Raw genomic sequence first — 15,838 nt, 5'->3', positions numbered from 1 at the left:
CCTGACTACGCTTCGTGCGCCATGACGACCACGCACGGGCTCAGCGAGATCATCGTCGGGGAGGCGCTCGAACGGCGCAGTCCCGCCCAGGGAACGTCCTACCTGTCGGGGACGGGGCGCGTCCCCGGCGCGCACATCCCCCCGGTGCTCGTCGCGCCCGTCCCCGAGCTGGTGGCGGCGCTGCGGACCTGCGACATGTACGGAATGGTGAGCGCGCACGTCGACTGGGCGCGCCGGGGGCGTCCGCTCGTCGCGGCGGGGGACCCGGTGCCGGACGACGTGCTCGCGCTCGTCCGGGAGCGGCTCCCCGACACGGCCCCGAGCGGCGACGCGCTGCGCCACGCGGCGCGGGTGTTCTGGGACGTCCTGGTCAGGGCGGACATCCTGCACCCGGACCAGCACACCGGGGTGCTTCGGCCCGGCGCGACCGCCTTGGCCCTGACCGGCCAGGACGAGGACGCGGTGCTCGCCGCCTGGCACCGCACCGTCGTCGCCCTGCTCGACGAGTGGGGCCAGGACGGGCGGCAGGGGCTCACCGCGAACCTGCTCGTCTCGATCTACACCTACGACCAGCCGATCCCCCGCACGAGCATCACCCCGTGGCTGGACGAGGACGGCAGGGCGACCATGGGCCACCACCTGGACGCGCTGCGCGAGTGCGGGCTGGTCGAGTACACGATCGCGACGGGCGCGGGCGCGGCGGCCGCGGGCGCGATGGTCGGCATCACGCCGCTCGGCCGGTCGGTGACCCGCGTCCTGCTGGAGGACGCGACCGGGATCCGGGTGCCGATGGTCGGCGACCACGCGGACGGCGACGCGGCGGGCCTGCTGGAGGCGCTGCCGTTCTACCCGTCGTTCATGGTCGATCCGGAGGTGCGGCTCTGGCTCGTCCACGGCGGCCGGACGCGGGAGGACGGCGCGTCCGAGTTCGCCGCGGCCCTGCGGGGCGTCGCGCCCGGCGCCCGCCGCGCCGGGCTGGACGTCCTGACCGGCAAGTACGGCAGGGCGTTCGGCGAGGCCGGGCGGCGGGCCCTGGCGGACCTGGCGGACGACCCGGCGCTCGGCGGCCTGGCCCGGAGCCGGCTGGACGACGGGGAGCGCGCCGTCCTCCCCCGGCCCGCGCCGCCCGGGTCCGACGCCTGGGCCCTGATCGACATGGTCGCGGAGGGCATGGAGAGCGGCGAGCACACCCCGCACGCGATCATCACCGAGCTGGGCTACACCGGCTGGCCCGGGGACAAGTTCGCCAAGCTGCTGGGCATGTTCGCCGAGTCCGACCACCCGTGGACGGACCGCGTCCTGACCCTGATGGCCGAGCACCACCCCGAGCCGTCCGGCGCCGCCGCCGCCCGCGCCCTCCTCGACCGGGACGCCTGAACCGGGCGCGTCGGTGCCGATCCCCCGGGCCGACACGCGTCCAGCCCGGGGGTCGGCGATCGGGCCTGCTCAGAAGGTCATGGCGATCTTTCCGGACAGGCCGCCGCCGCGGAAGCACTCGTGCGCGGCCTGGATGTCGTGGACGCTGTAGGTGGAGTGCACGCGCAGCCGCAGGACGCCGTGGTCGACGAGGTCGGTGAGCTCGTCCAGCCCCGCGCCGTCCTCGCGCACCTGGTAGACGGTGGTGCGGACGCCGCGCGCGGACAGGTCGGGGACGGGACCGGCCTGGGTGGCGATCGAGGCGTACCGGCCGCCGTCGGCCACCGCGTCCGTCACGAAGGCTCCGAAGGTGTCGAGGACGGCGTCGTAGGCGCGGTGCTCGAGCGTGCCGGGGTCGGTGGTGACGTGGCCCGCGCCGTGGGCGCGGGCGAAGGCGACCTGCTCGTCCCGGGAGACCAGGGCGTCGACCTTGGCGCCCCGTTCCCGGGCGAGCTGCAGGGCCAGCCCTCCGACCAGGCCCGCGGCCCCGGCGATCAGCAGCCGCTCTCCGGCGATGACCTCGAGCCAGTCCAGGGTCTGCAGGGCCGTCAGCCCGGGAAGGGGAAGGGTGGCGGCCTCGGCCATGCTGACCGCCCGCGGCGCGAAGCCCACGGCCTGCGCCGGGAGCGCGACCATGTCGGCCCAGGTGCCCCTGCCACTGCTGAGCTGGTGCGACATGGCGATGACGCGCTCCCCCGCGGCCAGGCCGCTGTCGCCGCCGTCGACCACGATGCCGGCCAGGTCCCAGCCCAGGGTCATCGGCGGCGGGGACGTCGCGTCGCCGATGGCCCCCGCCCGCGTCTTCTCGTCCACGGGGTTGATGCTGGTCGCGATGGTCCGGATCAGGACGTCCCCGGGACCCGGGTCGGGCCGGGGGACCTCCACGAACCCGAGGACACCGGGGGCACCGAAGCGGTCGATCTGTATGGCGCGCACAAAGAGCCCTTCACACGTTCTTGCCACTGACCTGCGCTGCAACAGCGGAGATGATCACCTGATTCCCGGGGCCGGAGGCTTTTTCCCGGAGCCGGCGCCGCTCGACGTGCCGGATTCGAGGCGAATCATGAGCGGGCTTTGACTTGGGCGGGACGCCTTCGCGGGCAAGAAAAGATCATGGGCACACCCGAGCCGAGCGCTCCCCTTCCGGTCCACCGCCATCCGGCCTCCCGAACACCGATCTCCCCGCCCCTGGCCGTCCGACCAGGGCGGACCGGCGCGCGGCCACGGGGAGGTCGGCGGACATGAACCCGGTCTTCTCCCCCGACATCGCCATCGACCTCGGGTCCCGCAGCGTGCGGGTGCACGTCCGGGGACGCGGGAAGGTCGTCGCGCAGCCGCCGTTGCTGGCGACCTGCGCGCGCACCGGGCGGATGCTGGCCGCCGGGGACTCGGCCGCCGAGATGCGGCGGCGCGCGCTGCCCTGGGTCCGGTTCCAGAAGCCGTTCGAGGCCGGGGTCCCGATCGACACCGAGCCCGCCTCCCGGCTGCTGCGCCGCCTGGTCAGGGCCGCGCAGGGCAGGCGTCCGTACCTGGTGAAGCCGCGGCTGGCCGTGGCCGTCCCGACGACGCTGACCGACGTCCAGGAGCGGGCACTGCGGGAGGTGCTGTACTCGGTCGGCACCCGGCAGGCTCACCTGGTCCCGACCCCGATGGCCGCCGCGCTCGGCGCGGACCTGCCGGTGGAGGGCACGCACGCGACCATGGTGGTGGACGTCGGCGCGACCGCGACCAGCGTGGCCGTGCTCGCCTGGGGCGGGCTCATCTGCGCGCACCACTCCCTGGCCGGCGGGGACGCGCTGTCCCGCGCGATCGCCTCGCTGATCCGGCACCGGGACGGGCTGCTGATCGCGGAGCAGACCGCCGACGAGGCCAAGCTCAAGGTCGGCGCCGTGCGTCCGCGCGGCAAGCCCCGCCGCATGGTCGTGCACGGCCGGAACCTCGTGACGGGCCTGCCCGGCGCGACCGTCCTCTCGTCCTCGGACGTGGAGCGGGCCGTCACGGTCCCGCTCGGCGACATCGTCCGGACGGTCCGGACGGCGCTCGCGCTGTGCCCGCCGGAGCTGTCGGCCGACATCATCCCCACGGGCATGCTGCTCACGGGCGGCGGCTCGCGGTTGAAGGGGCTTCCCCTGGTGCTGCGCGAGGCGACCGGCCTGCCCGTCCGGGTGGCGGCGGACGCCGAGGACGCCGTGGTCACCGGCGTGGCCCGCTACCTGGAGACGCTGCCCCCGACGGTGCGGCGCTTCTACGCCGGTTCACCCCGGCTGATCTGGCCGGGCACCAAGCCGTCCTGGCTTCCCGCCTCCTGACCTGCGCGGGGAGAAGGCGGCCGGGCGGTCCTGCGGTCAGGTTCCGGCGGCCCAGGCCCGGGCTCGGTCGGTCAGGGTTCTCAGGGCCCGGGGCGACCAGAGCGCGGACGGGTGCGGCGGACGCGCCGACGGGTCGATGCCGAGGACGTCCCTGACCTGGCCGGACAGGCCGAGGGGCGCGGCCAGGCCGGCGGGGACGCGCAGGGCGTCCCAGGAGCGGGCGAGGTCGTGGCCGGTGGCGTCGCCGAGGTCGGCGGCGGTCAGCGCGGCGATCACGACGGCGGTCAGGGCGGACAGGTGGTTGCTGCCGCGCGCCGCTCCGTCGAGGGCACGGGCCAGGTGCGGGCGCGCCTCGTCCGGACGGCCCAGCCGGCGCAGCGACTCGGCGAGCAGCCCGCGCAGCGGGAACGTCGCCGCGTACGCGCCGGGGTAGGCGGCATCGAGGGCGTCGATGGCGGCGCCGAGTTCGCGGCGGGCCGCGTCCGGGTCGTTCTCGGCGAGCCGGCGGAGGGCGGCCGTCCAGGCGAGGCGCTGCGGATGCGTGGCCGGGCCGCGCAGGGCGTGCCGGTCGCGCAGGGCGTCCTCCCAGCGGCGGGCCTCGTCGAGGTCGCCGCGTTCGAGGGCGAGCAGGCAGCGCGTCCGGACGGCGATGACCCGTGCGATGACCGGCGCGTCCGCCGTGTCGGCGTCGAAGCGGTCCAGGAGCGCCGCCGCCAGGTCGGGGCGTCCCCATTCGGCGAGTCCGCCCGCCGCGCGGGTGCGGCCCTCGGCGAGGTCGTGGCGGCCGAGCCCGGCGAGGATCGCCTCGTGGCCGGTCAGGGCGCACGGGTCGGCGGTGCGGAACAGGCATTCCAGCAGCGTGATCGGCGCGTCGGTGTGCGGGGTGGGGCAGCTGCCGGCCAGGCCGGGAAGGCTGCCCCGCAGCAGCTCGGCGGCCTCGGCGAACTCACCGCGCCAGACGCGCATGGCGCCGCGGGTGAAGTCGACGGCCGGACGGAGCCGGGCGGGCGCGGACGCGGCGGCCCGTTCCGCCCAGCGTTCGAACTCGCCGAGGTGGGTGACCTCCAGGACCCAGAACATCCCGAGCGCGTGGACCAGCTCGGCGGCCCGCGCGGTGTGCCCGGCCGCGAAGCCGTGGACGAGCGCGGCGCGCAGGTTCCCCACCTCGGGGCCGAGCGCGCGCAGCCCCTCGAGCCGGTCGTCCGGGGCCCGGCCGTGGACGGCGCCGGCCCGGTCGAGCCAGTACTCCAGGTGCCGGTCGCGCAGGACGGCGGTCTCGCCGCGCTCGTCGAGCCGGTCGCACGCGTGGTCGCGGACGGTCTCCAGCAGCCGGAACCGCGATCCGGCCGCGCCCCGGTAGGGCTGGACGAGGGAGTCGTCCACCAGCGCGGCGAGGACGGCCGGGACGCGTTTGCCCGGAAGGTCCGGATCGGCGCAGACGTGCCGGGCGGCGTCGGCGGTGAACCCGTCGTGGAACACCGACAGGCGCGCGAGCAGGACGCGGCCCGGCTCGTCCAGCAGGCGGCAGGACCAGTCGAGGGTGGCGGCGAGGGTCCGGTGCCGGGGCTCGACGGCCGCGCCGCCCGCCGACAGCAGCGCGAGGTCGTCCTCCAGGCGGTCGGCGAGCTCGCCGGGGCCGAACGCGCGCAGCCGGGCGGCGGCGAGTTCGAGCGCGAGGGGCAGGCCGTCCACGGCGCGGCAGACGCGGCCCGCCGCGCCGGGGGCGGCGTCCAGGTCCACGTCCGGCGCGGCCTCGGACGCCCGCCGCGCGAACAGCCGGACGGCGGCCGTGACCTCGCCCGCGGCGGGCACCGGCAGCGGCGCGAGCGGCCGGACGACCTCGCCCGGCACCCCGAGCGGACGGCGGCTCGTCGCGAGGATCCGCAGGTCGGGGCAGGCGGGGACGAGCCGGGCGACGAGCCCGGCGCACGCGTGGGCCAGGTGCTCGCAGTTGTCCAGGACAAGCAGCCGCTCGCGTCCGCGCAGCCGTTCCTCGACGCCCCGCCAGGCCGCCTCGCCGTTCCCGGGGACGTCGAGCAGCGCGGCGAGCTCGACCAGCACCTCGTCGTCGCGGGACAGGTGGGCGAGCGCCAGCACCGCGACCCCGCCGGGCGGCGCCTCCCGCGCGGCGACCCGCAGCGCGACCGTGGTCTTGCCGACACCGCCGGGCCCGGTGACCGTGACCAGGCGACGCGTCCGAACGACTCGGGCGAGGCCGACGCACTCGCGGTCGCGCCCGATGACGTCCTCGACCGGGCTGCGCGGCCCGCGCCACGGCGGCGCGTCATCCGCCCGCACCGCCGGCCGGGTCACCGGCTGGGCCGGATCAAGGGCCGGATCACCGGTCAGGACGGCCTGGTGCGCCCCGCGCAGCACGGGCGACGGATCCAGGCCGAGCTCGTCGGCGAGCCGCGCCCGGACGTCGCGGTACACAGCCAGCGCCTCGGCGCGCCGCCCGGAGCGGTAGAGCGCGATCATGAGCTGCGCGGCCGGACGCTCCCGAAGCGGGTTGTTCCGGACGAGCGCGAACAGCTCCGGAACGAGCCGCTCGTGCCGGCCGAGCGCGAGGTCGGCCTCGACGCGCTCCTCGACGACCATCAGGCGCAGCTCGTCCAGCCGCAGCGCCTCGCCCCGGAGCCGGGCGGAGTCGGCGTGACCGGAATAGGCCGCGCCGCGCCACAGTCCGAGCGCCTCGGCGAGGAGCGCGCCGCGCCGCCGCGGGTCGCCGGTCTCGCGCGCCCGCGCGACGAGGTCCTCGAAACGCCGCGCGTCGATCTCCCCGTCGGCGGCGCTCAGCCGGTACCCGGCGTCGTCGCGGACGATCCGTCCGGGGTCGTCCATGATCTGGCGCAGTTGGTGCACGTAGACCTGCAGGTTCTTGCGCGCGGACGCGGGCGGGCCGTCCGGCCACAGCCCGTCGGTGAGCGCGCCGTCGGTGACCGTCCGGTTCGCCGCCGCCAGCAGCATGAGCAGCAGCAGCCGCGGACGGCCGGTGCGGACGGCCACCGGGCGCACCCCGTCCAGCACCGCGAGGGACCCCAGAACGCGGAACTTCACAGCACGCGTTATACCCGTCCTATACCGAAGATCGGGAGGCTGTTCCCGGCAGAGTCAGCGAACCGGAGGTGCCTCTTGTTCGATTCACGCAGTACCCGGCGACGCGCGGCGTCGGCCGCGACGGCCCTGGCCTGTGGCGCGGTCCTGGTGTGGGCCGCCCCGTCGGCGTCGGCCGCCACCCCTGGGGACTGGCGGCCGTACCGGGCCCAGCCCTTCGTCGACGTCGGCGTGTGCGCGTTCACCGTGCGCGGCGACATCGTCAAGGACGAGGAGGAGGTGCGGACGCTGTCCACCTATCCGGACGGCAAGGTCGAGTGGGAGGAGAACAGGGGGGCGCTGGTCATCCGCTTCACCGGCAACGGCCACTCGGTCGACCGGGACGTGTCGGGGTACGGCTGGTTCCACCACCTCAAGGACGGCGGACTGCGCGCCTGGGTCGACGGCGGTTACAGCGCCGGGGTGAAGGCGGGCAACATCGGCTTCCCCGCGGGCGAATACGTCATTCATGGACGCTTCAGCTTTGAGTACACGCCGGACGGGAACCAGGCCATCCATCCGGCGGGCGCCACGGTCGAGAACCTCTGCGACACGCTCGGCTGACGCCCCGGCATGACACGGCGTCGCCGGCGCGGCGCCGTCAACGCGGCGACGAGCCCGGGTCCGCGCGCCGGACCCGGGTTCACCCGCACACGCGCCCGGACGTATACCCGTCCTGTACCGAAGATCGGAAGGCTGATCCCGGCAGAGTCGGCGAACCGGAGGTGCCTCTTGTTCGATTCACGTAGTGCCGCCCTGCGGGCGGCGCTGACCGCGACGGTCCTGGCCTGCGGCGCGAGCCTGGCGTGGGCCGGGACGCCCGCGTCGGCCGCCGCCCGCGGGGACTGGCGGCCGTACCAGGCCAAGCCGTTCGTGGACGTCGGCGTGTGCCCGTTCACCGTGCACGGCGACATCGTCAAGGACGAGGAGGAGGTGAGGATCCTCTCCACCTATCCGGACGGCAAGGTCGAACGGGAGGAGTTCCGGGGACCGCTGGTCGTCCGCTTCACCGGCAACGGCCGTTCGGTCGACCGAGACGTGTCGGGGTACGCGTGGTTCCATTTCCTCAAGGACGGCACGCTGCGCGCCCGGCTCGACGGCGGGCTCAGCTTCAGGATCAAGCAGGGCAACGTCGGCTACCCGGCGGGGAACTACATCCTGCACGGCCGCTTCAGTGTCGAGGTCAAGGCGGACGGGAACCGGATCGTCCATCCGGCGGCCGCCACGGTCGAGAACCTCTGCGACACCCTGTCCTGACACCGCACCGGCCCGCGTCTCCGGTGGCACGGCGCGAACGACGAGCCCGGGTCCGCGCGCCGGACCCGGGTTCACCCGCACACGCGCTCGGACGTCAGCTGAGCTGGCCCCCGACGCGGTGCGCGTTGATGTGCTCGCCGAGCTTGCGCAGCCGGAACGCGGCTCCGACCATCACCGCGCCCATCACGATCGCGAACAGCCCGATCAGCCAGGCGACGGCGATCGCGCCGGACACCGGCCAGATGAACAGCACCAGGCCGAACAGCACCGACACCGCGCCCGCGAGGGCGAGGAGCCACACGTCGTCCAGCTGCGCGCGGAGCCGGATCGCGCCGATGATCTCGAGCACGCCGACGATCAGCGCCCAGGAGGCGATCAGCAGGAGCAGCACCAGCGCCGTGACGCCGGGCCAGATGAAGGCCATCAGGCCGAGCAGGATGCCGCAGACGCCCGCGACCGCGAGCCAGCCGCGCGACTCGCCCTCCACTCCGCTGAACGCCCCGGCGAGTGCGGTCACGCCGTCCACCAGGGCGTAGACGCCGAACAGGATGGTGAGCGCCCAGACCGTGATGCCGGGCCAGAACAGGGCGAGCACCCCGAACAGGATCGCGAAGACGCCCCGGACGAGCAGTGCCCACCAGTGGCGGCTGAGTTGACCGATCATGTCCGTGACCTGTCCGCACCCGGCTGCGGGCAACACCAGCACCACGCCCAGAATGGGCAAAATCTCACGAACATGCAGATCAGCGCGCTTTCCAGGCGCCTTCCGGGCAAGGCCGGGACGGTCGTCTAGGCGCCGATGAAGCTGCCCGCGGCATAGGTGATCGCCATTGCGATCAGCCCGCCGAGGACGTTGCGCAGCACGGCCCGTCCCGGCGGCGCGCCCCCGAGGCGCGCGCTCGTCCAGCCGCAGACGGCGAGCCCGATCACGACCGACACGACGGTGATCCAGACGCGCACGGACGGCGGCGGCAGGACGATCGCCAGCAGCGGCAGCAGCGCTCCGATCGTGAACGCGACGAAGCTCGCCAGCGCCGCCTCCCACGGGTTGGCGAGCTTGTAGGGGTCGACGCCGGCCTCCGTCGCGGCGTGCGCGGCGAGCGGGTCGCGGGCGGTCAGCTCGATCGCGACCTGCCGGGCCACCTTCGGCGACAGGCCCTTGTCCACGTACGCCTGGGTGAGCTCCTCGAGCTCCTCCTCCGGCTCGTCCTCGAGCTCGCGCCGCTCGGTCACCAGGAACGCCCGCTCGGTGTCGCGCTGGGTGCTCACCGACACGTACTCCCCCGCGGCCATCGACAGCGACCCGGCGAGCAGGCCGGACAGGCCCGCGAGCAGCAGCGTGGACTCGGCGGCCGTCGCGCCCGCGACGCCGACGACGATCCCGGCCGTCGAGACGATGCCGTCGTTCGCGCCGAGCACCCCGGCGCGCAGCCAGTTCAGGCGTGAGCCGAAATTACTGTTCTCCACCGGTTCCTCCCGCCGCGGCCCGGTCAGGTGCCGTTCGGCCCGCTGCCGGCGGCCTGCGCGGCACCGGCGCCGGACTTCTCGTGGCCGCGGTCGACCCGGAAGTCCAGGGCGCCGCCGATGTGGTCCACGATCACGGTGTCGCCCTCGGTCAGCTCGCCGCCGAGCAGCATGCGCGAGAGCTGGTTGTCGATCTCGCGCTGGACGGTCCGGCGCAGCGGACGGGCGCCGAACTGCGGCTGGTAGCCCATCTCGGCCAGGTTCTCCTTGGCCGGGACGGTCACGATGAGCTCGACGTCCTGGCCCCGGAGCTTCTGCTTGGTCCTGTCCAGCAGCAGGTCGACGATCTGGAGCAGCTCCTCGCGGCCGAGCCGGTCGAAGATCACGACCTCGTCGATCCGGTTCAGCAGCTCCGGGCGCAGCGTGTGCTGGAGCAGGTCCATGAGCCGGTCGCGCAGCTCGTCCTCGCCACCGGTGTTGTCCAGGATCATCTGCGCGCCGATGTTGCTGGTCATGATGACGAGCGTGTTGGAGAAGTCGACCGTCCGGCCCTGGCCGTCGGTGAGCCGCCCGTCGTCGAGCACCTGGAGCAGGATGTTCATCACGTCCGGGTGGGCCTTCTCGATCTCGTCGAACAGCACCACGCTGTGCGGGCGCCGCCGGACGGCCTCGGTGAGCTGGCCCGCCTCCTCGAAGCCGATGTAGCCGGGCGGCGCGCCGACCAGCCGGGCGACGGTGTGCTTCTCCTGGTACTCCGACATGTCGACGCGGACCATGTGGTCGACGCCGCCGAACAGCACGTCCGCGAGGGCGCGCGCCAGCTCGGTCTTGCCGACGCCGGTCGGGCCGAGGAACAGGAAGCTGCCGACCGGACGGCCCGGGTCGGCCAGCCCCGCGCGGGACCGGCGGACCGCCTCGGCGACCGCCTCGACGGCCCGGTCCTGGCCGATGACCCGCTCGTGCAGGTGCTCCTCCAGCCGCAGCAGCCGGTCCCGCTCCTCCTCGGTGAGCTGCGCGACCGGGATGCCGGTGCGGCGCGACACCACCTCGGCGATGTCGGTGGCGGTGACCTCGGGTGACCGGTCCCGGCCGCGCCGGGCGGCCTCGAGCTCCGGGCGCAGCCGGTCGATCTCGGCGGTCAGCTCCTTGGCCCGGTCGTAGTCCTCGGCGGACACGGCCTGGTCCTTGTCGCGGTGCAGCGTCTCGAGCCGCTCCTCTAGCTCGCGGACGTCGTCGGCGGGCACCGCCGAGCGCAACCGGACCCGCGCGGACGCCTGGTCCATCAGGTCGATCGCCTTGTCCGGCAGGAACCGGTCGGTGATGTACCGGGCGGACATGGTCGCGGCGGCGTCCAGCGCGTCGTCGGTGATCCGCACCTGGTGGTGCGCCTCGTAGGCGTCGCGCAGCCCGGCGAGGATCTCCACGGTCTGCTCGACGGTCGGCTCGGCGACCAGGACGGGCTGGAACCGGCGCTCCAGCGCGGCGTCCTTCTCGATGTTCTTGCGGTACTCGTCGATCGTGGTGGCCGCGACGACGTGCAGCTCGCCGCGGGCGAGGGCGGGCTTGAGGATGTTCGCCGCGTCCATGCCGCCCTCGGCCGAGCCCGCGCCGACCAGGGTGTGCACCTCGTCGATGAAGATGATCAGGTTGCCGGAGTCGGCGCGGATCTCGTCGATGACCTTCTTGATCCGCTCCTCGAACTCGCCCCGGTACTTGGACCCGGCGACCATGCCGGTGAGGTCGAGCGCGACGACCCGCTTGCCCCGCAGGGTGTCCGGGACGCCGCCGTTGACGATCCGCTGGGCGATGCCCTCGACGATCGCGGTCTTGCCGACGCCGGGCTCCCCGATCAGGCACGGGTTGTTCTTGGTCCGCCGGGACAGCACCTCGACGGCCTGCTCGATCTCGTCCTCGCGTCCGACGACCGCGTCCAGGTTGCCCTGCCGGGCCTCCTCGGTGAGGTCGCGGCCGTACTCGTCCAGGGTCGGGGTCCGCGAGCCGTCCTCGGTCCTGCGGGGCGTCCCGCCGGACGTCCCGGACCGCTCCCGCTGCTCGCCCGCCAGGGCCCGCTGGAGGTCGTCCACGGTGACGCCCTGCGACGCCAGCAGCCGCGCGGACGCGGCGTCGGGGTTCGCGGCGAGCGCGAGGACGAGGTGCTCGGGCCCGATGTAGGACGAGCCGAGCGCGTTGGAGATCCGCTGCGCGTCCAGCAGGGCGCGCTTGGCGGATGGCGTGAACGTGGTCGGCGGCGCTCCCGGGGTCCCCGACAGCGCCTCGTCGATCGCCTTGGTCAGGCCGTCCGGGTCGGCGCCCGCCGAGCGCAGCAGCGCCCGCGGCGGGTCGGCCTGCGCGGCGGCGTTCAGCATGTCGAGGGTGTCCAGGTCGGGGGCGCCGCGCTCGCCCGCGTTCCGGACGGCGCGCACCAGCAGTTCCCGCCCCTGCTCGCTGAGCAGGCGGCCGACGTCCACCCGCTGCACGCCGGGCCGCGCGGGCGGCCAGGACTCGCCGCCGAAGACGCGTCCGCCCATCAGGTCGAAGCCCCGGAAGGGATCGTCGAAGAACGATCCGAACGGCGAGTTGGTCACGAGGCCCTCCAAGAACGGCGACAAGGGCCTCGTTTCCGTCGAGGACGGGCCATAACACCAGGTCAGGCACCTGGTTGAGTAAACAGCCGTTCAGCCCCGCGGGCCGCCGGCCCGGGCCTCGCGGACCTCACCGACTCCCGTCAGTCGTCCGTGCGTCCGCCGCGCGAGGACCGCTTGCCGCGGGCCTTCTCCAGCGCCTTCTCCTTGGCCTTGTCGGCGGCGCGCCGCGCGCGGTGCAGAGCGCTCTCCGCCCAGGCGAACTCGGTGGCGAGGATCGCCAGGCCGAGCACGATGCCGAGGATGCCCGGCCCCGGCGTGACCATCATGACCACGCCGACGGCGAGCACGGCGACGCCGACGACCAGCACGCCCCCTCGCCAGGCGAGGCGGGTCGCCCGGTTGCGGCGGACGTGAGCGCGGAGGCGCTCCTTCCGACCTCTCGGCCGATCCTTTTCCATGTCAATAGCCACGCTTTTACCCAAGGTCAGGGGCCGATCGCCATGATGCGCTTCATGCCCGTTTTCATTCGGTCCGGGACAGCCGCTCTCGGCCGTTGCACACTCGAGTCGGATCCGTCTTGAGAACTCAACGACCTGGAGTGCCAAAATGATCCGATTGCCCAGGTCAGCGACCGAATGTTCGTACGTGATATTGGTCACAGAGGCCACGGACGGCGGAATGTTCCCACAACTCGGCCCAGTTACGCGTCATAGATCGCGGGGACATCCGTGAGGGGAGTGAAGTTCCCATCCAGCGCCCGCGCGCACCGCGGGACCGACGTCCGAAGGAATGGCCATGAACAGCAGCAGTACCACCGTCTCAGCGGAGCTGGGCCTCCGGCTGGTCGTCCCCGACCGCACCACGGTCCCCCTGCTCGCCGGCCTGTCCTACGCGGCCGACGACCCCTACGCGATCCGGATGGCCTTCTACGTCGGCGACGACGAACCGGTCGAGTGGATCTTCGCGCGCGAGCTGCTCACGGTCGGCATCGTGCGCCGCGTCGGGGACGGCGACGTGGCGGTCTGGCCCTCGGCCGACGACGACGAGACCCTCGACATCGCGCTCAGCTCGCCGTTCGGCGACGCGCTCTTCGAGGCCCCGCTCAGCCCGCTGGCGGACTTCCTGCACCGCACCTACCAGGTGGTCCCCGCCGGCCAGGAGCCGCGCTTCATCGACATCGACGCGGAGCTCGCCACGCTGCTCTGGTCGTCCTGACCGCCACCGGGACGGCCCCGGGCCCCCGGCCCCGACCGTCCCGGGACGTCTCCCGCGTGACGCGGCGGAACTTCACTCCCCCGATTCCCCGCCACCACCGGCCGCGCCGGCCGGGCCGCCGGCCCCCTCAGCCGCGGCCTCCCCGACGAGCTCGGTCAACCGGGCCACCTGCCGCATCTTGTTCATCGCGTCGAGCGCGGCGACCTTGTAGGACTCGGCGAGGGTCGGATAGTTGAACACCGCGTTGACCAGGTAGTCCACGGTGCCGCCGCAGCCCATCACGGTCTGCCCGATATGTACCAGTTCGGTCGCCCCGGTGCCGAACACGTGCACGCCCAGCAGCGACCGGTCGTCCGGTGAGACCAGCAGCTTCAGCATCCCGTAGGAGTCCCCGATGATCTGGCCGCGGGCCAGCTCCCGGTACCGCGACACCCCGACCTCGAACGGGATCTTCGCCTCGGTCAGCTCGTCCTCGGTGCGCCCGACGAAGCTGATCTCGGGGATGGTGTAGATCCCGATCGGCTGCTGCTCGGACATCCGGGCGACCGGTTCCCCGCACGCGTGGTGCGCGGCGAGCCGTCCCTGCTCCATCGACGTCGCGGCCAGAGACGGGAAGCCGATCACGTCGCCGACCGCGTAGATGTGCGGGACCTCGGTCGCGTAGTGCTCGTTCACCGCGATCCGGCCGCGCCGGTCCGCGCTCAGCCCGGCGGCCGCGAGGTTCAGCCGGTCGGTCATCCCGCTCCGGCCCGCCGAGTACATCACCGTGTCGGCCGGGATCCGCTTGCCGCTCTCCAGCACCGTGATCGCGCCCCCGCCGTGCCGCTCGACGGCCGCGACCGTCTCCCGGAACCGGAAGGTGACCGCGAGGTCGCGCAGGTGGTACTTGAGCGCCTCGACGATCTCCAGGTCGCAGAAGTCCAGCATCCGCTCGCGCCGCTCGACCACGGTGACCTTGGTGCCGAGCGCCGCGAACATCGAGGCGTACTCGATCCCGATCACGCCCGCGCCGACGACCACCATCGACTGCGGGATGTGCTCCAGGTGGATGATCCCGTCGGAGTCGATGACCGTCCGGTCGTCGAAGGCCACCGTGTCCGGACGCGCCGGACGGGTGCCCGTCGCGATCACGATCCGCTCCGCGCTCACCTTCGTCTCCCGGCCCGCGAACTCGGGCGACGCGCCGGAGGACACGCCGACCGTGTGCGGGTCGAGGAACCGCCCGGTCCCGGGCAGGACGGTCACGTGGTTGCGCGCGAGCTGGCTGCGCACCACGTCGATCTCGCGGCCGACGACGTGCCGGGTGCGCATCCCGAGATCGGTGACGGTGATGTCCTCCTTGACCCGGTAGCTCTGCCCGTACAGCTCGCGCTGGCTGAGCCCGGTGAGGTACAGCACCGCCTCGCGCATCGTCTTGGACGGGATCGTCCCGGTGTTGATGCAGACACCGCCGATCATGTCGTGGCGGTCCACGAGCGCCACCCGGCGACCCAGTTTCGCGGCGGCGATGGCGGCGCGCTGGCCGCCGGGCCCTGACCCCAGAACGAGAATGTCGAAGTCGTACACGCCCCTCAGTGTGGCGAAGGTCCCCTGTTACCGACAGGCCCGTCTTGGAATGATCTTTAGGCTGGACCGGAACGAGCGGGGGTAGGCAGTGGGCATGGAGATGCTGGGCGTCGACGTGGGTGGGTCGGGCATCAAGGGCGCGCCGGTCGATCCGGCCACGGGCGAGCTGACCGCCGAGCGGCTGCGGGTGGCGACGCCCGAGCCGTCCGCCCCGGAGGCGGTCGCGGAGGCGGTCGCGCAGGTCGTCGAGCACTTCGGCGGGGACGGGCCGGTCGGGGTGACCTTCCCCGGCGTGGTGATCGGCGGCACGACCATGACCGCGGCGAACATGGACAAGAGCTGGATCGGGCTGGACGCCGCGGGCCTGCTCGCCCGCGTCACCGGGCGGCGGATCACCCTCCTCAACGACGCGGACGCGGCCGGGGTCGCGGAGATGACGTACGGCACGGGACGCGGCCGGACGGGGTCGGTCGTCCTGCTGACGCTCGGCACCGGCATCGGCAGCGCGCTGTTCGTCGACGGGGCGCTCGTGCCGAACACCGAGTTCGGGCACATCGAGATCCGCGGCAAGGACGCCGAGCGTCGCGCGGCGGCGCGGGTCCGCAAGGAGAAGGACCTGAGCTGGGAGGAGTGGGCCGAGCGGCTGAGCGAGTACCTGACGCGGCTGGAGGCCCTGATCAACCCGTCGCTGATCATCCTCGGCGGGGGCGTGAGCCGGAAGGCGGACAAGTTCGTCCCGCTGCTCGAGGGCGTCCGGGCGCCGATCGTCCCCGCCACCCTGAAGAACACCGCCGGGATCGTCGGCGCGGCGATGGCCGCCGCCAAGGACGCCAAGGCCACCAAGAGCGCCAAGCCCGCCGATGCCTCTGCGGCCGTCCGGGTCGCCATCCCGGCCGACTGACCCGCTCCGGCCGGACGGTGTGAGCACCGCCC

General features: G+C 73.7%; 13 protein-coding genes. 6 read left to right on the top strand and 7 right to left on the bottom strand.

The genetic code is table 11. From position 1 onward, the window contains the following. Positions 1-21 precede the first annotated feature (21 nt). Complete coding sequence (locus AB0L06_RS17495) at positions 22-1,377, top strand: hypothetical protein (RefSeq protein WP_500232031.1); 1,356 nt, start codon at positions 22-24, stop codon at positions 1,375-1,377. A gap of 69 nt (positions 1,378-1,446) precedes the next feature. Here AB0L06_RS17495 and AB0L06_RS17490 read toward each other — a convergent pair whose 3' ends face one another. Continuing rightward, the gene (locus AB0L06_RS17490; protein ID WP_500232030.1) at positions 1,447-2,352 is read right to left on the bottom strand and encodes an NADP-dependent oxidoreductase; all 906 of its coding nucleotides are present in this window, start codon (positions 2,350-2,352) and stop codon (positions 1,447-1,449) included. A 305-nt stretch (positions 2,353-2,657) separates the two neighbouring features. On the opposite strand from AB0L06_RS17490, the gene AB0L06_RS17485 reads away from it, so the two are divergent. Further along, positions 2,658-3,725: a rod shape-determining protein gene (locus AB0L06_RS17485; protein WP_500232029.1), complete on the top strand. Its 1,068-nt coding sequence runs from the start codon at positions 2,658-2,660 to the stop codon at positions 3,723-3,725. A 36-nt stretch (positions 3,726-3,761) separates the two neighbouring features. On the opposite strand, the gene AB0L06_RS17480 is transcribed toward AB0L06_RS17485, so the two are convergent. Continuing rightward, entirely contained in the window at positions 3,762-6,782 is a 3,021-nt protein-coding gene (locus AB0L06_RS17480; protein WP_500232028.1) for an ATP-binding protein, read from the bottom strand. Between the two features lie 75 nt (positions 6,783-6,857). Between AB0L06_RS17480 and AB0L06_RS17475 the strand changes: the two genes are divergently transcribed. Then, positions 6,858-7,382 carry a hypothetical protein gene (locus AB0L06_RS17475; RefSeq protein ID WP_500232027.1) on the top strand — a complete coding sequence of 175 codons (525 nt, stop codon included), beginning with the start codon at positions 6,858-6,860 and terminating at the stop codon, positions 7,380-7,382. Between the two features lie 168 nt (positions 7,383-7,550). Further along, entirely contained in the window at positions 7,551-8,075 is a 525-nt protein-coding gene (locus AB0L06_RS17470) for a hypothetical protein (RefSeq protein ID WP_500232026.1), read from the top strand. Between the two features lie 94 nt (positions 8,076-8,169). Here the strand turns inward: AB0L06_RS17470 and AB0L06_RS17465 are convergent, their stop codons facing one another. The 4 genes from AB0L06_RS17465 to AB0L06_RS17450 all read right to left on the bottom strand — a co-directional run bounded on the left by AB0L06_RS17465 (position 8,170) and on the right by AB0L06_RS17450 (position 12,582). Further along, positions 8,170-8,739, bottom strand: coding sequence for an HdeD family acid-resistance protein (locus tag AB0L06_RS17465; RefSeq protein ID WP_500232025.1), 570 nt, complete (start codon positions 8,737-8,739; stop codon positions 8,170-8,172). Between the two features lie 125 nt (positions 8,740-8,864). Continuing rightward, positions 8,865-9,542 carry a VIT1/CCC1 transporter family protein gene (locus AB0L06_RS17460; protein WP_500232024.1) on the bottom strand — a complete coding sequence of 226 codons (678 nt, stop codon included), beginning with the start codon at positions 9,540-9,542 and terminating at the stop codon, positions 8,865-8,867. A 23-nt stretch (positions 9,543-9,565) separates the two neighbouring features. Further along, the gene (locus AB0L06_RS17455; protein ID WP_500232023.1) at positions 9,566-12,124 is read right to left on the bottom strand and encodes an ATP-dependent Clp protease ATP-binding subunit; all 2,559 of its coding nucleotides are present in this window, start codon (positions 12,122-12,124) and stop codon (positions 9,566-9,568) included. Between the two features lie 140 nt (positions 12,125-12,264). Then, entirely contained in the window at positions 12,265-12,582 is a 318-nt protein-coding gene (locus AB0L06_RS17450) for a PGPGW domain-containing protein (protein WP_500232022.1), read from the bottom strand. A gap of 337 nt (positions 12,583-12,919) precedes the next feature. Here AB0L06_RS17450 and AB0L06_RS17445 point away from each other — a divergent pair, with 337 nt between their 5' ends. Beyond that, on the top strand, positions 12,920-13,339 hold the full coding sequence (locus tag AB0L06_RS17445) for an SsgA family sporulation/cell division regulator (RefSeq protein WP_026413300.1): 420 nt from the start codon (positions 12,920-12,922) through the stop codon (positions 13,337-13,339). A gap of 72 nt (positions 13,340-13,411) precedes the next feature. Here AB0L06_RS17445 and sthA read toward each other — a convergent pair whose 3' ends face one another. Next, complete coding sequence (sthA, locus tag AB0L06_RS17440; protein WP_500232021.1) at positions 13,412-14,905, bottom strand: Si-specific NAD(P)(+) transhydrogenase; 1,494 nt, start codon at positions 14,903-14,905, stop codon at positions 13,412-13,414. Positions 14,906-14,999: 94 nt separating this feature from the next. Between sthA and ppgK the strand changes: the two genes are divergently transcribed. Further along, positions 15,000-15,806 carry a polyphosphate--glucose phosphotransferase gene (ppgK, locus tag AB0L06_RS17435; protein WP_500232020.1) on the top strand — a complete coding sequence of 269 codons (807 nt, stop codon included), beginning with the start codon at positions 15,000-15,002 and terminating at the stop codon, positions 15,804-15,806. Positions 15,807-15,838 lie beyond the last annotated feature (32 nt).

This window comes from Spirillospora sp. NPDC052269 (genome assembly GCF_040679435.1).
In the GTDB taxonomy this organism is placed as follows: Bacteria; Actinomycetota; Actinomycetes; order Streptosporangiales; family Streptosporangiaceae; genus Spirillospora.
Note: the sequence above shows the minus strand (reverse complement) of the source record. Positions and strands in the feature narration are given on the sequence as shown.

Excerpts from the sequence above, each read along its gene's own strand:
- AB0L06_RS17495 (WP_500232031.1), top strand. The coding sequence starts at position 22 with ATGACGACCACGCACGGGCTCAGCGAGATCATCGTCGGGGAGGCGCTC.
- AB0L06_RS17485 (WP_500232029.1), top strand. The coding sequence starts at position 2,658 with ATGAACCCGGTCTTCTCCCCCGACATCGCCATCGACCTCGGGTCCCGC.
- AB0L06_RS17465 (WP_500232025.1), bottom strand. The coding sequence starts at position 8,739 with ATGATCGGTCAACTCAGCCGCCACTGGTGGGCACTGCTCGTCCGGGGC.
- AB0L06_RS17450 (WP_500232022.1), bottom strand. The coding sequence starts at position 12,582 with ATGGAAAAGGATCGGCCGAGAGGTCGGAAGGAGCGCCTCCGCGCTCAC.
- AB0L06_RS17445 (WP_026413300.1), top strand. The coding sequence starts at position 12,920 with ATGAACAGCAGCAGTACCACCGTCTCAGCGGAGCTGGGCCTCCGGCTG.
- ppgK (WP_500232020.1), top strand. The coding sequence starts at position 15,000 with ATGGAGATGCTGGGCGTCGACGTGGGTGGGTCGGGCATCAAGGGCGCG.